Raw genomic sequence first — 18,100 nt, forward strand, 5'->3', positions numbered from 1 at the left:
CCGTCAATGCCCCGCCACCGGCTCCGCGGCCGTGTCATACGTGGTCACAGCCTTGCCGCCGCGATACACCGTCGAGGCCGCGATGATGCCGAGCAGCGCGGCGAACATCAGCCAGAAGCCGGGCGAGGCCTTGTCGCCGGTGCGCTCGATCAGCCAGGTCGAGGCGAACGGCGTGAAGGTGCCGAACAGGGCGGCGGCGAGCGCGAAGGCGAGCGAGAAGCAGGTCGTGCGCACATGCGCCGGCACGATCTCGACCAGCGCGCCTAGCATGGTGCCGCTGTAGACGCCGAAATAGAACGAGAACATCATCTCGATGGCGAGCAGCTTGCCGAAGGTCGGCGCCGCCACCAGCCAGTGCAGCGCCGGATAGGCCGTCACCAGCGACAGGCTGGCAATGGTGATCAGCACCGGCTTGCGACCGATCCGGTCGGACAGCGCGCCGCCAACCGGATTCCAGAAGAAGTTGGTAACAGCGACGAGCAACGTGACCAGCAGCGCATCTTGCGTCGACAGCTTCAGCACGGTCTTGCCGAAGGTCGGCGTGTAGACGGTGACGAAGTAGAACGTCGTCGTGGTCAGGATCGCGATCATCATGCCGAGGATCACGATGCGCCAGTTGGCGAGCGCGGAGGCAAACACCTCGCTGGCGGTCGGGTGCTTCTTCATGGCGAGGAACGCCGGAGTCTCCTCCAGCGTCCGTCGCAGGATAAAGATCAGTGGAATGATCAGGCAGCCGACGAAGAACGGAATGCGCCAGCCCCAGGCGGCCACTGTGTCGGCCGGCATCACCTCGGAGAGGAGATAGCCGAGGATCGAGGCGACGAAGATCGCGACCTGCTGGCTCGACGACTGGAACGAGGTGTAGAAGCCGCGGTTGCCGGGTGTGGAGATTTCCGCGAGATACACCGACACGCCGCCGAGCTCGACGCCGGCGGAGAAACCCTGGAGCAAACGCCCGATCAACACGATGATGGGCGCTGCGATGCCGATGGTCGCATAGCTCGGGCAGAACGCGATGACGACCGTGCCGAACGCCATGATGCCCAGTGTGACGAGCAGGCCCTGGCGGCGGCCGATGCGGTCGATATAGGCGCCGAGCACGATGGCGCCGACGGGGCGCATCAAGGCGCCGAGCCAGAACACGCCGAAAGTGTTGAGCAGGGACGCCGTCTCGTTGCTGGAGGGGAAGAACGCCTTGCCGATCGCGGCGGCATAGAAGCCGAACAGGAAGAAGTCGAACTGCTCGAGGAAATTTCCGGAGGTGGCGCGCAGGATCGCGCCAATGCGGGACTTGATCGCGGACGGATTGGTCGAGGTGGCTGGTCCAGCCATGGCGTTGCTCCCCTGGGAAAGGCGTGGCCGGACCGGGACGTCATCTCGCGGTCAGGCGACAGACTGCGACAATCTGCCACGCCTCTTCCCGCGCAAGGCGGGACGAGTCAATCCGTTTTGCGACAGGAAGCCGCTGATTTTTCAGGCCTTATTTTGCGTTGCGGCAATCATCCATTGGCGGAACGCGGTCAGCTTCGGCGCCTCCCGGCGCCCGTCCGGTGCGACCAGGTAGAAGCCGGCGTCGGCCGGCAGGGCGATCTTGAAGGGCACCACGAGCCGGCCCTTGGCGATGTCGTCCTGGACGTAGGACGTCCGCCCCATCGCGACGCCAATGCCGTCGATGGCGGCCTGGATGGTCATGAAGATCATGTCGAAGGTGATGCCGGGCTGCCTGGCGATGTCGGCCGGCAGGCCCGCCGCGGTCAGCCACAGTCGCCAATCGTCGCTGTTGGTGTTCGACGTGTGCAGCAGCGGATAGCCCCTCAAATCCTCCGGCTGGCGCAGCGGCTTGTCGCCGCGCAGCAGCGACGGGCTGCACACCGGAAACAACTCGTCCGCCATCAGCCAGTCGGCGCGCAGGCCGGGCCACTGGCCGCGGCCGTAGCGGATCGCGGCGTCGACATTGTCGCGCTGGAAGTCGACCAGGCTGGTCGAGGTGGTGATGCGCACGTCGATACCGGGATGCTGTTCCTGGAAGTCGGTCAGCCGCGGCAGCAGCCATTTCGCGGCGAGCGAGGCCAGCGTCGAGACCGTCAGCACCTTGTCGTCGTCCTTGCGGAGCAGCCGGTCGGTCGCAAGGCGGAGGTCGTTGAAGGCGGCGCGAACGCCCGGGAGATAGTCGCGGGCCTCCGGGGTGAGCGCCAGCGCGCGGTTCTGCCGGATGAACAGGCGAATGCCGAGCTCCTCCTCGAGCCTTCGGATCTGATGGCTGATCGCGGTCTGCGTGACGTTCAGCTCGGTCGCCGCCAGCGTGAAGCTGAGATGGCGCGCGGCGGCCTCAAACGCCCGCAGTCCGTTCAGGGACGGCAATCTGGCAGTCATTTGGCAGCAGGATACATGACGTTATTTCATGCGAAAGGGTACAAATTGTCGTTTGTCGCAGTGCACTAGGAAGCAGATATTAGCGGCCAGATTAGCTCCAGGAGCTGAAAATGTCTACTTTGACCCACAACTCGATGACAAATCATCATGTGCCGAGCCTGCTCCAGCAGGTCAGCGAGACGCTTCACGTCTGGCACGAGCGCTACCGCAACCGGCGCGAGCTCACCCAATGGACCGCTCGCGACCTTCAGGACGTCGGATTGTCCTGGAGCGACATCGCCTTCGAGGCCGACAAACCCTTCTGGCGGGCCTGATTGGCCGCCAGGCCGGCGCCGCCTGACTCCGGGGCGCCGGCGGTCCTTTTTTTACCGAGGGCAGTGTCATGAGCATCCTCCGCCTCGAAGACCTCAGGCAACATTCGGATACGTTACGCACCCGGCAGGGCGAGGCGCTCAACGTTCGCTTCGTCGAGCCGCGCGATGCCGACGAACTGCAGCACTATTTCCGTTCGCTCTCGACCCGCTCTCGCTACAACCGCTTCTTCGGCGCGATCAGTGAGCTGCCCAACGGCCTGCTGCACGACTTTCTCGAGGTCGGCGAGCGCGATCGCTTCACCGTCGTCGCCACGATGATGGTCGACGGCTTCGAGAGCATCGTCGCCGAGGCACGCTACGCGCTGCATGCAGAGACCGCGACGCTCGAATTCGGTCTGTCGGTCGATGATCGCTGGCAGGGCCACGGCATCGCCACCGCGCTGCTGAAGAACCTCGAATGCCGCGCCGCGGCGCTTGGTGCCGAGCGCATGTTCGGCGAAACGCTGCGCTCGAACGAGACCATGCTCTCGCTTGCCCGCAAATCCAGCTTCGCCTTCGTCAATCATCCTGACGACTGGAAGCTGGTGCGCTTCGACAAGGAGATCAGCGTCGCACCGAAAGACATCCCCTGCGCAAGCTGGCGCCTCGCCGCCCTTTCCCGTCAGACCGATAGCCCCTCAGCCTCGGCCTGACATCACTGAGAAGCCCGGCCTGGTCATCCAGCGCCGGGCTCTTTTTTGTCCTTCGTAGCCCGGATGGAGCGCAGCGCAATCCGGGATTCGTGCCACATGCGCAGACGACCCTGGATTGCGCTGCGCTCCATCTGGGCTGCGGACGAGCATCTACTTCCCCGTGAACACCGCCTTCCGTTTCTCGATGAACGCCTGCACCGCCTCCTTGTGATCGGCGGTCGTGGTCAGGCGCACCAGCCGTTCGGCCTCGTGGTCGCGCGCTGTTTCGAAGTCGAACAGCAGGGCTTCGTCGAGATTGTCCTTCATGTAGCGCAGCGCCAGGCGTGCGCCTTCGGCGAGCGATTTGGCCAGCGCGAAGGCCTCGCTCTGTAACTTGTCGTCGGGCACGACGCGGTTAACGAGGCCGATCGCCTCGCAGCGTGCGGCATCGACGCGATCGCCGGTGAACATCAATTCGCGCGCCCGCGCGGTGCCGACGAGGCGGGTGAGCAGCCAGGCGATGCCGTAATCGCCTGACAGCGCGATGCGGGCATAGCCGGTGGCGACGAAAGCCGATTGCGCGGCGATGCGGATGTCGCAGGCCATGGCGATGGCGAGCCCGGCGCCGGCCGCCGGGCCGAGCAGGGCGGCAATGGTCGGCTTGCGGATCGACACCAGCGCGCCGGTGAGCAGCCGCTGCCGTTCCTGGAGATCGGCGACCTTGTCGTCAAAGGACATCTCGAGCTTCTTCGGGTCGCGATGTGCGCCCATGCCCTTGACGTTGCCGCCGGCACAGAACGCCTCACCCGCGCCGGTCAGCAGCAGCGCGCCGACGCCGGGGTTCTCGCCGCAACTGCGGATCATGGTGCGCAGCGCGGGCGTCAGAGCGTCCGACAGCGAATTGCGCGCCTCCGGCCGGTTCAGCGTGATGATCGCGACGCGGTCGCGGATGACGCAGAGGAGCTCATTGGTGCCGGTGTCGATAATGGTTTCGGTGGTCATATCGCCTCCCTGATTTCTGTAGGGTGGGCAAAGCGAAGCGTGCCCACGTCTTTTACGCAATTTCGAGGAGATCGTGGGCACGGCGCTTTGCGCCTTTGCCCACCCTACGGCAGTTCGCCCTTAAAACTTCTCCACCCACGGCCGCAACTCGAGCTCCCAGCTCCAGGCGCTGCGCGGCTGCTGCAACACGTTCCAATAGCTCAGTGCGATCGCATCGGGATCGAGCATCGAAGCCGGCTTGTCCGCGGCTTCCGTGCGCGCGGCGCTGCGAATGCCGCCGTCGATCACGAAATGCGCGACATGAATGCCTTGCGGCGACAGCTCGCGCGCCAGGCTCTGCGCCAGCCCACGCAACGCGAACTTGCCCATCGCGAACGAGGCCGACTGCGCATAGCCCTTGACGCTTGCCGAAGCGCCGGTGAACAGGATCGCGCCGTGCTTGTTCGGCAGCATGCGCTTGGCTGCCTGTTGCGCCACCAGGAAGCCCCCATAGGCGCTGATCGCGATGGCATTGGCGACGTCGGCCGGAACGAGTTCGACGAACGGCCCGCGCGTGCGGCCGCTGGCGTTGTAGACGACGACGTCGGGCGCGCCGATCTCGCGCTCGACGAGGCCGAACAGGCGTTCGACCTCGTCGGGCTCGGTGGCGTTGCAGGCGTAGGCCTTCGCGCCGGTCTCGCTACAGAGCGCGCCGAGCTTCTCGATCTTTCGGGCGGCCAGCGCGACACGAATGCCTTGCGCGGACAGCAAGCGTGCCAGCGAGGCGCTCAGGCCCTCGCCGGCGCCGACGATGAGGGCGATCTTGTACTTCGGATGTTCCATGGCGTGATCTCTCAGGGCTGGGAGACGTTGATCTATGCACCGCCTGCGCGAACAACCAGCCGGGGCGATCACAATTCCGCAGAGCGAATTGCTCCTTCATTGCGATCATGCCTCCCTGACAATTTGCGGCTTTATCGCTCTTTCCGATTGGAGCATGATCGACATCATCCAAAGCGGCAAGCGCCAAATCAGCGCAAAATGTCCGCAAGGCGGAAACGAAGAGGACGATCATGCACGAGCCGGTCACAGCGCAGCCGAAAAATGTGGCGGCCGAGCCATCCGGCCTGCTGGCGCCCGATACGTCAGGCATGAATTTCTACCGTGCCGATCCCGCGCTCACCGATCTGCTGCGCATCCACCTGCCGGACAATCTGTTCCGCCACATCGAGCCGCATCTCGACCGCCTTGGCGCGCTCGCCGGCGGACGTCTCGATGAGTGCGCGCGCCTCGCCGACCGGCACACGCCCATTCTGCACCAGCGCGACAAGTTCGGCCGCGACGTGCAGGCGATCGAATATCATCCAGCCTATCGCGAGCTGGAGAACGCCGCGTTCGGCGAGTTCGGCATCCATGCGCTCTCGATCCGCAAGGGTATCATGGGCTGGCCGGACAAATATCCCGTGGTGGCCAAGCACGCATTCACGTTCCTGTTCAATCAGACCGAATTCGGCATGGGCTGCCCGATCAACGTCACCGACGGCTGCGCCAAGCTACTCGCAAATTTTGGCAGCGAGGCGCTGAAGGCAAGATATCTCGACGGCCTGACCTCGACCGATATGAGCAAGCTGACGCAAGGCGGCCAGTTCATGACCGAGAAGGAGGGAGGCTCCGACGTCGGCACGCTGACCACCCGCGCGGTGCAGGAGGGCGACCATTGGCGCCTCTATGGCGAAAAATGGTTCTGCTCGAATGCCGATGCCAAGGTCGTGATGCTGCTGGCGCGGCCCGAGGGCGCCGGGCCCGGCACACGCGGCGTCGGCCTGTTCCTGATGCCGCGTTTTCTCGACGACGGCTCGCAGAACCACTACCGGATCGTGCGTCTCAAGGACAAGCTCGGCACGCGCTCGATGGCATCAGGGGAGATCAAGCTCGAAGGCGCGATCGCCTACGCGGTCGGCAAGCTCGATCGCGGCTTCGTGCAGATGGCCGAGATGGTGAACTCCTCGCGGCTCTCCAACGGAGTCAAATCCACCGCGCTGATGCGGCGCGCCTATCATGACGCGATGACGGTCGCAAAGAACCGCGTGGTGTTCGGCAGCCGCATCATCGACCTGCCGCTCGGCCGCCGCCAGATGCTGAAGATCATGCTGCCGGTCGAGCAGGCGCTGTCGATGAGCTTCCTCACGGCGGACGCACTCGACCGCGCCGAGGCCGGCAGCCAGGACGCGGCGGCCTTGTTGCGCATCCTGACGCCGACGCTGAAATTCCGCGCCACGCGGGATGCGCGCAAGGTCTGCGGCGATGCGCTCGAGATGCGCGGCGGCATCGGCTATATCGAGGAATTCGCAACGCCCCGCCTGCTGCGCGATGCGCATCTCGGCTCGGTCTGGGAAGGCACAGGCAACATCGTGGCGATCGATGCACTCAGGCGCGCCGTCGGCCGCCACGGCGCGGACTCCGCGCTCTCGGCCGATCTGCATGCCCGGCTCGACGACAGCGCGTCCGTACCGCAGGCCTGGCGCGACAGGCTGCGCGGCCTCGTCGATCGCGCCGTCGGCTTCGCGCGCGAGGTCGCGGGGACATCCGAGAACGAGGCCGATGCGCGGCGCGCGACGAGCGTGCTCTATCATGTCGCGAGCGCAGTCGCCCTCGCCTGGGAGGCGCATCGCATCCACGAGATGCGCGGCGATGCGCGCCGGCTGCTGCTGTCGCGGCTGGTGGTCGATCACCGGGTGATGCCGAACGATCCGTTCCGGCTGGCGGAAAATGCCGTGCAGGCGAAGATCGCCGCGTTGCTACTCGGCGATCGCGACGCCCCCATGAGCGAGGTTGGCGAACTGGTTCTGGCAGCGTAGGCTGCTCGCCACCCAACCTAAGAAAAGCGATAGGGAGTGCTCGATGAAGGCCGCCGTCCTCTATGAAGTCAACAAGCCGCTGGTCATCGAGGATGTCAGCCTTCCGAAGCCCGGCCCGCGCGAAGTGCTGATCCGCACCGCGGTCGCCGGCCTCTGCCATTCCGACCTGCACTTCATGGAAGGGCTCTATCCGCATCCGCTGCCTGCGGTGCTCGGGCATGAATCCGCCGGCGTGGTCGAGCAGGTCGGCTCCGACGTCACCTATGTCAAGCCGGGCGATCACGTCGTCACGTGCCTGTCCGTGTTCTGCGGCACCTGCGACAATTGCACCACCGGCCGCACCGTGCTCTGCACCGATACCACCGTGAAGCTGCTGCCGGGTGTCTCCAACCGCATGCAATGGTCCAAGCCGGAGAAACTGCACCAGTTCCTCAATCTCTCCTCCTTTGCCGAGCAGATGCTGGTGCACGAGAACGCCATCGTGAAAATCCGCAAAGAGATGCCGCTCGATCTCGCCGCGCTGATCGGCTGCGGCGTCATCACCGGCTATGGCGCGGTGGTAAACACCGCGAAGGTGACGGCCGGCGAGACCGTCGCGGTGATTGGCTGCGGCGGCGTCGGCATGGCCGCGATCAACGGCGCGCAGATCGCCGGCGCCGGCCGCATCATCGCCATCGACACCAACCCGGCGAAGCTCCAGCTCGCCACCAAGCTGGGCGCCACCGACATCATCAACCCCGCGGACGGCGACGTCGTGAAGCAGGTGCGCGACCTCACCAATGGCGGCGTGCATCATTCCTTCGAGGTGCTCGGCCGCAAGGAAACCGCCGAGCAGGCCTTCGGCATGCTCGCCTCCGGCGGCACCGCCACCATCGTCGGCATGATCCCGTTCGGCCAGAAGATCGAGCTGCACGGCTTCGATTTCCTTAGGGAGCGCCGGATCCAGGGCTCCTCGATGGGCTCGAACCATTTTCGCGTCGACATGCCGCGCCTGGTGGATTTCTATTTGCGGGGCCGGCTGCACCTGGAAGACTGGATCTCGGCGAAATTGAAGCTGAGCGAGATCAACGAGGGTTTTGCCAACATGAAGGCCGGCAAGACGCTGCGCAGCGTGATCATGTTCGACAGCTGAGCGGTTTGAACTCCGTCATTGCGAGCGTGAGCGAAGCAATCCAGAGCTGTTGCCGCGGCTGCGGTATGGATTGCTTCGCGGAGCCTGTCATCCGGCACGCCGGAAGGCGGGACCGGGTGGCTCGCAATGACGCGTGGGGCGAGCGCTAGTCGTCAAACATCTTCGGCGGCACGAACCCGCCGAACTCACGCTCGATCAGCTCGGCGAGTTTCAGCGGCGTGCGGTCTTCGAGGAAGGGTCCGATGATCTGGACGCCGACCGGCAGGCCGTCCTTCGACAGACCGAGCGGAACGGCCGTGGCCGGCAGGCCCGTCAGCGTGGCGATGCCGGGCCAGGCAAGCTGGTCCGGATAGGCGTGCTCCTTGCCGTCGATATTGATCCGGCGCTTCTCCTGCTCCGGCGAGTGATCATGCGGATAGGCGGGGGTCGGCATGATCGGGCAGATCACCGCATCGAACGTCCTGAACAAGTGCCGCCATTGTGCGCGCAGGCCGGCGCGGGCGCCCTCGTCGAACACCCAGGCCTGATGGCTTGCGGTCATGCCGCGCAGCCGCTCGGCCGCAAGGCTCTTGTCGTCGGGTGAGAGCTGCGCCGCGCCGGCACGTGCGCCGGCGAGAATATCAGGCGGAAAGAACGCGCCGAGAAAGCCCATCAGCATGCGCATGTAGAGTCGCGAGGCTTCCCGGAAGTCCGGAAACAGCGGGCTCTCGCGCGCGACATTCGCGCCGGCCTGCGTCAGCTGCCCGGCCAGCTTCTCGATCGCGCCGCGAACCTCTGCATTCGCGGGCAGCAACGGATGGCTGTCGATCACCAGCAGGCGGAAATCCTTCAGTCCGGCGTGGCGTGCCTCCGGCAGCGCGAGCTTGTATCCGACGCCGAGGTCGAGTGGATCGGGCCCGGCCATCACGTCCAGCAGCAGCGTCAGATCGGCGGCACTCCGCGCCATCGGACCGATCACCGCCATGTCGCGCTCCATCGGGATCGCGGGAAACGGCGGCGGCGTATGGCCGCGCGTCGGGCAGAGATTGTAGGTTGGCTTGTGCGCATAGACCCCGCAATGGAACGCCGGCACGCGCAACGAGCCGCCGATGTCGGAGCCAAGCGACAGCGGCCCGTAGCCGGCCGCAAGCGCCGCGGAGGAGCCGCCCGACGAGCCACCGGGCGTGCGGCCGAGGTCGTACGGGTTGTTCGTCGTGCCGTAGATGTCGTTGTAGCTCTGCCAGTCGCCGAGCCCGACGGGGACGTTGGTCTTGCCGACAATGACGCCGCCGGCGTTCTTCACCCGGCTGATCGAGAGCGCATCCTCCGGCGGCCTGAAATCCTTCTGCGGCGTCCAGCCCCAGGTCGTCGGCAGGCCGGCAACGTTGAAGGATTCCTTCACCGTCAGGGGCAGGCCGAGCAGCGGCTTGCGCTCGCCGCGGGCCAAGGCCGCGTCGGCCTCGCGCGCGGCAGCGAGCGCGCGATCGAAATCCCGCACACAGATGGCGTTGACCTTGCCGTCGTGCCGCTCGATGCGGTCGATGGCGTCCTGTGCAAGCTCGACCGCGGACACCTTCTTTGCGGTCAACGCGGCCGACAGTTCGACCGCGCTCTTGTAACTCCATTTCGATCCGGCCAAGGCGCTTCTCCTGCTCTTGTTGTCGGAGAATGATGCGCAGTTTGCCCGAATGCCGCAACGGTCGTTTGATGGGAATTGATGCGATGGCGAGACGGAACGGATGAGATCGAAAATTCGCTGTCATCGCCCGGCTTGACCGGGCGATCCAGTACTCCGTGACAGCAATAATTGAGCCGATGGGCTGCGGCCTACTGGATTCCCCGCCTTCGCGGGGAATGACACCGGATATGAAAGCCGCTACGCCGCTCCGATCAATATCCCCACCGCCAGCACGATCGCGCCGCCCAGCACGATCTGGAACACCGCCTGGAGGAACGGCGTGTCCATGTAGCGCGAGCGGATGAAGGCGATCGCCCACAGTTCGAAGAACACCACGACACAGGCAATGCCGGTCGCAATCCAGAACGCGTTGGCCCAGCTGTCCGGCACGAGATAGGGCGCGGTGTGGCCGAGCCCGCCGAGCGTCGTCATCGCGCCGCAGGTGACGCCGCGCAGCCAGGGCGAGCCGCGCCCCGTCAGCGATCCGTCGTCGGACAGGGCTTCCGCAAAGCCCATGCTGATGCCGGCGCCGATCGAGGCGGCGAGGCCGACCAGGAACGTCTGCCAGTTCTGGTGAGTGGCGAAGGCCGCCGCGAACAGCGGCGCCAGCGTCGAGACCGAACCGTCCATAAGGCCGGCAAGGCCCGGCTGCACATATTGCAGCACGAACATGCGGCGGTTGGTGCGATCCTCCTCGGCGCGGGCGTCGGAATTGAGGATCTCGCCCGTCAGCTTGGCGGCGGTCTCCTCGTGACCTTTTTCGGCTTCGGCGAGATCGCCGAGCAGGCGGCGCACGCCGACGTCCTGGGCCTGTTCGGCCGCCTTCACGTAGAAGCGCTCCGCCTGCATCTCCATGGTCTCGACTTCGCGGCGGATGGCGTCGAGCGACAGGTTCTTGGTGAGCCAGACCGGGCGACGGCGCAGGAACCCCTTGACGTCCTCGCGGCGGATCGGCGGCAGATGCGGGCCGAAGCGTTGCTCATACAATTCCAGCAACATGTGCCGGTGGCCGCGCTCCTCCTCGGCCATCTGCTCGAACAGCTTGGCCGAATCCGGATAGCGTTCCTTCAGGTCCTCGGCGAAGGTCATGTAGATGCGGCTATCCTCCTCCTCGGAGGAGATCGCGACCGCCAGCACCTCGCGCTCGGTCAGATCGGCAAAATTCTTCACGGCTGTCCTGTCACGGTAATTTAGAATTATTCTAAACTATATAGAAGGCCGTGCTTCCCGGGTCAAATCAGGCCGTGCCGGCTTTTGCGAGGAAATCGAGCAGCAACCGGCTCACCTCGGCCGGCTGCTCCTGCTGCACCCAATGCCCGGCACCGTCGATGAGATGGCAACCCAGCATCTTCGTGCACGCGCGCGTCTGCATCGTCTCGAACACGCCCGGACGCTGATGCGTGCCCCAATCCTGCATGCCCGAGATGAAGCAGGAGGGCACGTCAATGCTGCGTCCTGCAAACAGCTGCATCTCGCTGTTGAGCGTACCCGACGTGCCATAGCGGTACCATTGCAAGCCGCCCTGGAATCCGGTGCGGCCATATTCGGCGCTGTAATAAGCGAGCTCGCTGTCGGGCAGCCATTGATTGGCCGAGATCTCGGCCGGCGACGGCATCTCCTTGGCGACCGTCTGCGCCATGGTCTCGTTCAGATCCATCACGTAATAGGTCGGCAGCTTCGCCAGCTCGCTCGCCGACCATGCCTTGAGCGGATAGGGCTTGTTGTCGGTCCAGTCGGAGCTCTTGTGATGATAATAGGCACGCAGGAAATCGTGCACGCCCTGCGGCGCGTGCTGCATGTCGGTATTTGCGGCGCGTGTCGAATAGTACCATTGATAGTGCTTGCGCGGACGCGGCAGGTTGGCGAGCTCGCGATGAACGGGGTCTTCGCCCGCGGGCTTGGCCGGCGCATCTGCGGTGTTGAACGGCAGCGGCGGCGGTCCACCGAATGGCGCGCTCATCATCGTCACCGAACGAAACACGTCGGGCCTGATCAGCGCGCACCAGGCCGCGACCGGACTGCCGAAATCATGTCCGACGACGTCAACCTGCCTGTAGCCAAACGCGGACACCAAGGCGAGCGCATCGCGCACCAGGTTGAGCAGCGAGAACGGCGCGAGATCGCCGTCATAGTCCGCGCTCCATCCGGTCGTGCGGCCATAGCCGCGCTGGTCCGGCGCGATCACATGATACCCGGCGGCGGCGAGCGCCGGCATCACCTTGCGCCAGGAGAAGGCCAACTCGGGAAAGCCATGCAGCAGCAGGATGCAGGAGCGGCCTTTGGTCTCGAAGCCGGCCTCGAGCACATGCATGCGCAAGCCGTTGATCCCGTCGAGGTAGCGCGAGCGGATGCCGGCGGGGAGCGGGATGTTCGGGAGTGTTGTCATCGGTTTCTCCACTTGAGCCTCTCTTACCCTCCCCTGGAGGGGTCCGGGACGAGCGTAGCTCGCCCGTGGTCGATCGCGCGAAGCGCGAGCGGGGTGGGGTGATCTCCCAAAACGGGCAGTTTACGAAGCGGAGAGACCGTCACCCCACCTCGGTTCGCATTGCGCTTCGCTGCATGCGAACCGATCCCCCCCTCCAGGGGAGGATGGGAGTTCGCGGCGCGAGCCGCGCTAAATCACACCGCCGCGCACACGAACCCGTTGCCCTTGCGCTTGATCTTCCCCACCGACGGCGAGGGAAAATGCGCCGTGCAGCACAGCGTGTCGGTGTCGCAGTAGCGCTCGAGAAAACTGCGCCGCGTTTTAGCCGCCGCCGCCGGATCGACGTCGAACTTGATGGACAGCTCCGGATAGAGCGTCTGCAGCGGCGAATGCATGAGGTCGCCGGAGAACACCGCGTCATCCTTGCCGCGGCCCATGGTGATGGCGATATGGCCCGGCGTATGGCCGGGCGTCGGCAGGATGCGGATATGGTCGCCGATCACATGATCATTGCCGACCAGCTCGTGGCGCCCCGCCTCGACCACCGGCAGCACGCTGTCGGCGAAGGGCGGGATTTCCGTCTTCGCGTTCTGCGCGGACCAATGGTCGAATTCCTGCCGGGCAAAGACGTAGCGCGCCCTCGGGAAGGTCGGCACCCACCGGCCGTTCTCCAGCCGCGTATTCCAGCCGACATGGTCGACATGCAGATGCGTGCACATCACGAAGTCGATGTCATCGACCGAGAATCCTGCAGCACCCAGAGCACGCAAATATGTGTCGTCCGTCTTCATGTTCCATTTGGGACGATTGGGCCGCGGCTTGTCGTTGCCGATGCAGCTGTCGACCAGAATGGTGTGGTGCGGCGTCTTCACCACGTAGGACTGGAAGCACAGCAGCAGAACATCCTGCGCGTCCAGCGCCTTCGCCTCGCGCATCCACGCCCGGTTCTCGGCCAGCACTTCAGGCGTCAGTCCCGGCAGCATCTCCAGCGCCGGGACGAACGAGGTTTCCTGCTCGATGATCCGATGAATGGTGAGATCGCCGATCTCGTATTTCAGGCTCATGCTCGCTTCCCTCGTGATCAATGCGCGTCGCGCACGGATGGAATGACGATATTGGTGAGAATGTCGATCGCGGCGAGCCCTTCCTTCGGCTGACCGTATTGAGCGGCGGTCGTCATCATGACGAGATCAAGCTCGGGCACGATGAAGATGCGTTGCCCGCCCCAGCCAAATGCGGCAACCCATTTGATCTCCTTGCCGCCAGCAAGCGAGCGACCCATCCACCATTGATAGCCATAAAACAGCGTGCCGCCGAAATAGCCGACCGCCTGGAAGCGCGGCGTGATCGATTGTGCGATCCAGTCGGCCGAGACAACTTGTTGATTGTTCCAGCGACCGCGACTGAGCACCAGCTGGCCGATCTTTGCCGCATCGCGCGGTCGCAGGCGCAGGCCCGCGGCCGCTGCGATCTTGCCGCTCTTGTAGGGCTTCCATTCGACGTCGGTGATGCCGAGCGGCTGGAATAACGTCTCGCGCGCGAACGCCTCCAGCGATTTGTTCGAGACCCGCTCGATGATGTTGCCGAGCAGCTCCGTGCTGCCGCCACTATAAGTCCATAGCACATCCGGCGGCGCTGCGATCGATCGCGACAACACATAGCCAAGCGGATTCGGCTCGGTCACGAGATGCGGCTCGTCGTTCTCAGGATCGGTCCAGGCCCGGGCTTCGTCCCATTTGAAGCCTGAGGACATCGTCAGCAGATGACGCAGCTTGATGGCGTCCCATCCCGGCTGTTTCACGGCGGCATAATCGGGGAAGAATTGCAGGACGTGCTCATCGACGCCCGCGACGAGCTTGCGGTCGATCGCAATTCCGATCAGCAGCGAGGTTACGCTCTTGGACGCCGAGCGCATGTCGTGCCTGGTCGTCGCGGTGAATTCGTACTGGCCGTCAGGCCGTCCCCAAGGCTGGTCGTAGCCTGGAAAATACTGCTCGAAGACGAGTTTGCCGTGCCTTACGACGACGACCGAATGGACCGTGGTTGACCGTTGCGCGAGCCGCGCGGCGATTGTGCACAGCTGCGCGCCGTCCATGCCGACGCTGGCGGGTAGGGCGATCTGCCAGCCATCGTCGATCGATGACGGTGATCCGCAGGCCTGATCGGCCGGTCCAGGCGACATGCTCTCGGCCCGTAAATGGGTGCCTGAGATGGACAGCGCGAGCACGAGGCTCGCGCCGAGACGTGTGAGGCGGGAGAAGCGATCGCGCATCATCATTCTCCCGGCATATTCCTGTTACGCGGCCGGCGGCACCGAGATCTTGACCGAGGCCCGCTCCAGCATCTTCTGGTGGAAGGCGTCGAGCTTCGGATAGGCCTTGCGCCAGCCGCAATCGGCGAAGCGGAAGTCGGCATAGCCGAGCACGCAGACGAGGCCGATCTGCGAGATGTCGAACGGGCCGTTCAGCACCTCAGGCATGTTCTCGAAGCGCGCCATGCCAGTCCAGGCCCTGTTCCAATGGTCGTCCGACCAGGCCTGCCATTGCAGGCCCTGCGGCCGCACCATCTTCTCGTAGCGGCACAGCAGCATGGAATCGAGCATGCCGTTGAGCAGCGAGTGATTGGTCTTGGCCTTCCAGCGTGCCCGTCCGTATTCCGGGATCAGGCTGCCGCCGGCCATCTCGTTGAGATATTCGACGATGACATAGGAGTCCAAGATCACATCACCGTCATTGGTGATCAGCACCGGCAGCTTCTTCAGCGGCGTGATCTTCGAATAGTCCTCGTTGGCGGTGCCCGGCGCGACGCTCGCCGGCGTAAACTCGATCTTGTCGATCAGCCCGAGCTCGATCGCGGCGATGCGCACCTTGCGGGCGAAGGGCGAGGCGGGGGAGAAGGAGAGTTTCATGATGGACCAATCCCTGCAATCGATCTTGTACGAACGGTGTCTCCTCCGTCATGGCCGGGCTCGACCCGGCCATCCACGCGTCGCCGCGTGGCAAGACTGTGAGACGTGGATGCCCGGGTCGAGCCCGGGCATGACGACGGAGCGTGTAGGCGCAGCTTACGCCGCCACGATCTCCTGCCGCTGTTCGCCGAGACCCTCGATGCCGAGGGTGACGACGTCGCCGACATTGAGGAAGGTCGGCGGCTTCATGCCGAGGCCGACGCCGGGCGGTGTGCCCGTGGTGATGACGTCGCCGGGCAGCAGCGTCATGAACTGCGAGACGTAGGAGATGCACTTGGCCATGGAGAAGATCATGGTCTTGGTCGAGCCGGTCTGGCGGCGCTGGCCGTTGACGTCGAGCCACATCGACAGGTTCTGCACGTCCTTGATCTCGTCCTTGGTCGCGAGCCACGGTCCGAGCGGGCCGAACGTGTCGTGCGACTTGCCCTTGGTCCACTGGCCCAGGCGCTCGATCTGGAAGGCGCGCTCGGAGACGTCGTTGCAGACGCAGTAGCCGGCAACGTAATTCAGCGCGTCGGCTTCCGAGACGTACTTCGCGCGGGTGCCGATGATGCAGGCGATTTCGACCTCCCAATCGAGCTTGGTCGAGCCGCGCGGCTTCTCGACCGCGTCGTTCGGGCCGGACAGCGAGGTGTTGGCCTTCATGAAGATGATCGGCTCGCTCGGAATATCGGCGCCGGTCTCCTTGGCATGGTCGGAGTAGTTGAGGCCGATCGCGACGAACTTCGAGATGCCGGTGACGGGAGCGCCGAACCGCGGCTTGCCCGAGACCGCCGGCAGCGAGGCCGGATCAAGGCCTGCCAGCTTCTTCAGGCTCTCCGGCGAATAGGCCTCGCCCGTGAGGTCCTTCACATGCGCCGAGAGGTCGCGCAACTGGCCGGATTTGTCGATCAGGCCGGGCTTTTCCGCACCCTTTTCGCCGTAACGAACAAGCTTCATTCTCGTTTCTCCCTTGGGATTGGACCGATCGGTTAACAGCTTCATGGAACAGGGCGGCAGGAAATTCAACCGCCGAAAAGGGGGCGCATTGCAGCCCCCCAATTCGGTGGGCAAGGGCGGTCTCGTGTCCCGGACGCGACGCACCGCGAAGCGGTGCGGCGCAGAGCCGGGACCCAGAATGCCCCGAGCATGGGCCCCGGCTTAGCAGCGCATCACTTCGTGCTGGGCAGCATCCGGGGCACGAGGCCTAATCCAGCGCCACAAACCTGAACGCATCGCCATCCCGCCGGATATGCCCGGCCGAGAAATGCCCGCCGATCACCAGCGTCGACGTGTCGGCAAAGCGGCCGAACAATTCGCGCCGTGTTTCGGCCGATTGGGCCTGATCGGAATCCGCCGTCGAGGACCAGCCGAGATGCGCCATTTGGCAGGGATGATGGGCGACGTCTCCGGTCAGCAGGCCCTGCTCGCCGTCGGACTGGATCAGGATGCTCATATGGCCGGGACTGTGGCCCGGGGTGGGGATCATGCTGATCTCGTCGCAGAGCTGGTGGTCGCTCGCGATCAGATCGGCCCTGCCGGCCTCGACGATCGGCTGCACGGAATCATTGAACACCGCCGCCTTGTCCGGCTCGGTCGAATGCGCCTGCCAGTGCTCGTATTCGGTCTTGCCGAAGACGTAGCGCGCGTTTGCGAAAGTGGGCACCCATTTGCCGTCGACCAGCTTCGTATTCCAGCCGACATGGTCGACATGAAGATGCGTGCACAGCACCGTGTCGATGCTGTCGGGCGCAAAGCCGGCCGCGGCCATCGTCTCCAGGAACGGCGTCGTGCGGTTGTTCCAGGTCGGAACGTTGCGGCCCTGCTTGTCGTTGCCGAGCCCTGTGTCGACCACCATGCGGCGCGTCGGCGTCTCCACCACCAGCGAATGGATCGACATCTTGAGCCGGCCTTCTTCGGTGGCGAAATGCGGGATCAGCCAGGGCAGTTTCTGGATCTCGGCGTTGCCCGCGAGCGGCAAAATGAAGCGGGTCGAGCCGACCGTCTCCAGCTCCACGACTTCAGTGATTTTGACCCGACCGACCTTCCACTGCATCGCGTGCGTTCCCATGTTCTTGTTTTGGCGCCGAAACATGCGGTTTTCCGCCATGATGCGCAATGGATCATCTGACGCGATGCGGCGTTATCGCGGGAACCTGAGGAGGAGCCATGCCAGAGCTCGCAATATCTGCTGAAAAAGTCGCCTTCATCATCGAGAAGGCGCGTGAATTCGACGTCAAGGAAGGGGATTCCGATCCGGATTCCGGCTCGAACCCGAGCGATGACGATGCGCTCGATGTCCTCGAGGACGACGGCTCCGATCCTGTCGTCCAGGAGCTCGGCAGCTTCATGATCGCCTTGAACGAGGACGAGCAGCTCGATCTCGTCGCGCTGACCTGGCTCGGTCGCGGCGACGGCACGATCGACGATTGGGATGATCTGCGCGCCCGCGCGGCGGAGGCACGCGCGGAGTATCGCAGCCCGCGCCGCGAAACCGTGCACTATCTGCTGGGTGATCCCATGCTGGGCGACCTGCTCGCGAACGGGCTCGACGAATTCGGCATCGACTGGACCGACGAACGCACGACGGCCGATTCCTCCGGCCCGAGCCAGCAGGACGAAGACGAGCCGACCAAGCAGCGGTGATGATCTTACCTCGCCCCGCTTGCGGGGAGAGGTCGGCGCGAAGCGCCGGGTGAGGGGGACTCTCCGCGAATCCAACTCTCACCGTGTTTGCCGAAG

Annotated in this window: 17 protein-coding genes; 5 read left to right on the forward strand and 12 right to left on the reverse strand. The window is 64.7% G+C overall.

From position 1 onward, the window contains the following. Positions 1-3: 3 nt before the first annotated feature. Positions 4-1,332 carry an MFS transporter gene (locus SE92_RS27350; protein WP_063200449.1) on the reverse strand — a complete coding sequence of 443 codons (1,329 nt, stop codon included), beginning with the start codon at positions 1,330-1,332 and terminating at the stop codon, positions 4-6. A 141-nt stretch (positions 1,333-1,473) separates the two neighbouring features. Next, positions 1,474-2,373: a transcriptional regulator GcvA gene (locus SE92_RS27355; RefSeq protein ID WP_063200452.1), complete on the reverse strand. Its 900-nt coding sequence runs from the start codon at positions 2,371-2,373 to the stop codon at positions 1,474-1,476. Positions 2,374-2,483: 110 nt separating this feature from the next. Between SE92_RS27355 and SE92_RS27360 the strand changes: the two genes are divergently transcribed. Next, positions 2,484-2,687, forward strand: coding sequence for a DUF1127 domain-containing protein (locus tag SE92_RS27360; protein WP_063200455.1), 204 nt, complete (start codon positions 2,484-2,486; stop codon positions 2,685-2,687). A 68-nt stretch (positions 2,688-2,755) separates the two neighbouring features. After that, entirely contained in the window at positions 2,756-3,379 is a 624-nt protein-coding gene (locus SE92_RS27365) for a GNAT family N-acetyltransferase (protein ID WP_063200457.1), read from the forward strand. A 150-nt stretch (positions 3,380-3,529) separates the two neighbouring features. On the opposite strand, the gene SE92_RS27370 is transcribed toward SE92_RS27365, so the two are convergent. Continuing rightward, positions 3,530-4,360, reverse strand: coding sequence for an enoyl-CoA hydratase (locus tag SE92_RS27370; protein WP_063200458.1), 831 nt, complete (start codon positions 4,358-4,360; stop codon positions 3,530-3,532). A 120-nt stretch (positions 4,361-4,480) separates the two neighbouring features. Continuing rightward, positions 4,481-5,182 (reverse strand): SDR family NAD(P)-dependent oxidoreductase, encoded by a 702-nt coding sequence (locus SE92_RS27375; protein ID WP_063200459.1) that lies wholly within the window; start codon positions 5,180-5,182, stop codon positions 4,481-4,483. 230 nt (positions 5,183-5,412) lie between these two features. Here SE92_RS27375 and SE92_RS27380 point away from each other — a divergent pair, with 230 nt between their 5' ends. Further along, positions 5,413-7,197 (forward strand): acyl-CoA dehydrogenase family protein, encoded by a 1,785-nt coding sequence (locus SE92_RS27380; RefSeq protein ID WP_063200460.1) that lies wholly within the window; start codon positions 5,413-5,415, stop codon positions 7,195-7,197. Positions 7,198-7,240: 43 nt separating this feature from the next. Continuing rightward, on the forward strand, positions 7,241-8,329 hold the full coding sequence (locus SE92_RS27385; protein ID WP_063200462.1) for a Zn-dependent alcohol dehydrogenase: 1,089 nt from the start codon (positions 7,241-7,243) through the stop codon (positions 8,327-8,329). A 145-nt stretch (positions 8,330-8,474) separates the two neighbouring features. On the opposite strand, the gene SE92_RS27390 is transcribed toward SE92_RS27385, so the two are convergent. From SE92_RS27390 to SE92_RS27425, 8 genes are all read right to left on the reverse strand, one after another. Further along, positions 8,475-9,947, reverse strand: a complete 1,473-nt coding sequence (locus tag SE92_RS27390) for an amidase (RefSeq protein WP_063200465.1) — start codon at positions 9,945-9,947, stop codon at positions 8,475-8,477. Positions 9,948-10,184: 237 nt separating this feature from the next. Then, positions 10,185-11,156, reverse strand: coding sequence for an iron exporter MbfA (mbfA, locus tag SE92_RS27395; protein ID WP_063200467.1), 972 nt, complete (start codon positions 11,154-11,156; stop codon positions 10,185-10,187). Positions 11,157-11,223: 67 nt separating this feature from the next. Further along, positions 11,224-12,372: an alpha/beta hydrolase gene (locus SE92_RS27400; protein ID WP_063200470.1), complete on the reverse strand. Its 1,149-nt coding sequence runs from the start codon at positions 12,370-12,372 to the stop codon at positions 11,224-11,226. 233 nt (positions 12,373-12,605) lie between these two features. Then, positions 12,606-13,475 (reverse strand): MBL fold metallo-hydrolase, encoded by an 870-nt coding sequence (locus tag SE92_RS27405; protein WP_063203790.1) that lies wholly within the window; start codon positions 13,473-13,475, stop codon positions 12,606-12,608. Positions 13,476-13,492: 17 nt separating this feature from the next. After that, positions 13,493-14,683, reverse strand: a complete 1,191-nt coding sequence (locus SE92_RS27410) for a serine hydrolase domain-containing protein (RefSeq protein ID WP_063203791.1) — start codon at positions 14,681-14,683, stop codon at positions 13,493-13,495. A gap of 24 nt (positions 14,684-14,707) precedes the next feature. After that, positions 14,708-15,319, reverse strand: a complete 612-nt coding sequence (locus tag SE92_RS27415) for a glutathione S-transferase family protein (protein WP_063200473.1) — start codon at positions 15,317-15,319, stop codon at positions 14,708-14,710. Positions 15,320-15,475: 156 nt separating this feature from the next. Further along, positions 15,476-16,318 carry a fumarylacetoacetate hydrolase family protein gene (locus tag SE92_RS27420; protein WP_063200476.1) on the reverse strand — a complete coding sequence of 281 codons (843 nt, stop codon included), beginning with the start codon at positions 16,316-16,318 and terminating at the stop codon, positions 15,476-15,478. 247 nt (positions 16,319-16,565) lie between these two features. Continuing rightward, on the reverse strand, positions 16,566-17,414 hold the full coding sequence (locus SE92_RS27425; protein ID WP_063203792.1) for an MBL fold metallo-hydrolase: 849 nt from the start codon (positions 17,412-17,414) through the stop codon (positions 16,566-16,568). Between the two features lie 113 nt (positions 17,415-17,527). On the opposite strand from SE92_RS27425, the gene SE92_RS27430 reads away from it, so the two are divergent. Continuing rightward, positions 17,528-18,004, forward strand: coding sequence for a DUF3775 domain-containing protein (locus SE92_RS27430; protein ID WP_063200479.1), 477 nt, complete (start codon positions 17,528-17,530; stop codon positions 18,002-18,004). Positions 18,005-18,100 lie beyond the last annotated feature (96 nt).

Origin of the sequence: Bradyrhizobium sp. AT1 (genome assembly GCF_001590795.1) — a bacterium.
In the GTDB taxonomy this organism is placed as follows: domain Bacteria; phylum Pseudomonadota; class Alphaproteobacteria; order Rhizobiales; family Xanthobacteraceae; genus Bradyrhizobium.

Excerpts from the sequence above, each read along its gene's own strand:
- SE92_RS27350 (WP_063200449.1), bottom strand. The coding sequence starts at position 1,332 with ATGGCTGGACCAGCCACCTCGACCAATCCGTCCGCGATCAAGTCCCGC.
- SE92_RS27415 (WP_063200473.1), bottom strand. The coding sequence starts at position 15,319 with ATGAAACTCTCCTTCTCCCCCGCCTCGCCCTTCGCCCGCAAGGTGCGC.
- SE92_RS27375 (WP_063200459.1), bottom strand. The coding sequence starts at position 5,182 with ATGGAACATCCGAAGTACAAGATCGCCCTCATCGTCGGCGCCGGCGAG.
- SE92_RS27370 (WP_063200458.1), bottom strand. The coding sequence starts at position 4,360 with ATGACCACCGAAACCATTATCGACACCGGCACCAATGAGCTCCTCTGC.
- SE92_RS27420 (WP_063200476.1), bottom strand. The coding sequence starts at position 16,318 with ATGAAGCTTGTTCGTTACGGCGAAAAGGGTGCGGAAAAGCCCGGCCTG.
- SE92_RS27400 (WP_063200470.1), bottom strand. The coding sequence starts at position 12,372 with ATGACAACACTCCCGAACATCCCGCTCCCCGCCGGCATCCGCTCGCGC.
- SE92_RS27365 (WP_063200457.1), top strand. The coding sequence starts at position 2,756 with ATGAGCATCCTCCGCCTCGAAGACCTCAGGCAACATTCGGATACGTTA.
- SE92_RS27360 (WP_063200455.1), top strand. The coding sequence starts at position 2,484 with ATGTCTACTTTGACCCACAACTCGATGACAAATCATCATGTGCCGAGC.
- SE92_RS27410 (WP_063203791.1), bottom strand. The coding sequence starts at position 14,683 with ATGCGCGATCGCTTCTCCCGCCTCACACGTCTCGGCGCGAGCCTCGTG.
- SE92_RS27380 (WP_063200460.1), top strand. The coding sequence starts at position 5,413 with ATGCACGAGCCGGTCACAGCGCAGCCGAAAAATGTGGCGGCCGAGCCA.
- SE92_RS27430 (WP_063200479.1), top strand. The coding sequence starts at position 17,528 with ATGCCAGAGCTCGCAATATCTGCTGAAAAAGTCGCCTTCATCATCGAG.
- SE92_RS27405 (WP_063203790.1), bottom strand. The coding sequence starts at position 13,475 with ATGAGCCTGAAATACGAGATCGGCGATCTCACCATTCATCGGATCATC.
- SE92_RS27425 (WP_063203792.1), bottom strand. The coding sequence starts at position 17,414 with ATGCAGTGGAAGGTCGGTCGGGTCAAAATCACTGAAGTCGTGGAGCTG.
- SE92_RS27385 (WP_063200462.1), top strand. The coding sequence starts at position 7,241 with ATGAAGGCCGCCGTCCTCTATGAAGTCAACAAGCCGCTGGTCATCGAG.
- SE92_RS27355 (WP_063200452.1), bottom strand. The coding sequence starts at position 2,373 with ATGACTGCCAGATTGCCGTCCCTGAACGGACTGCGGGCGTTTGAGGCC.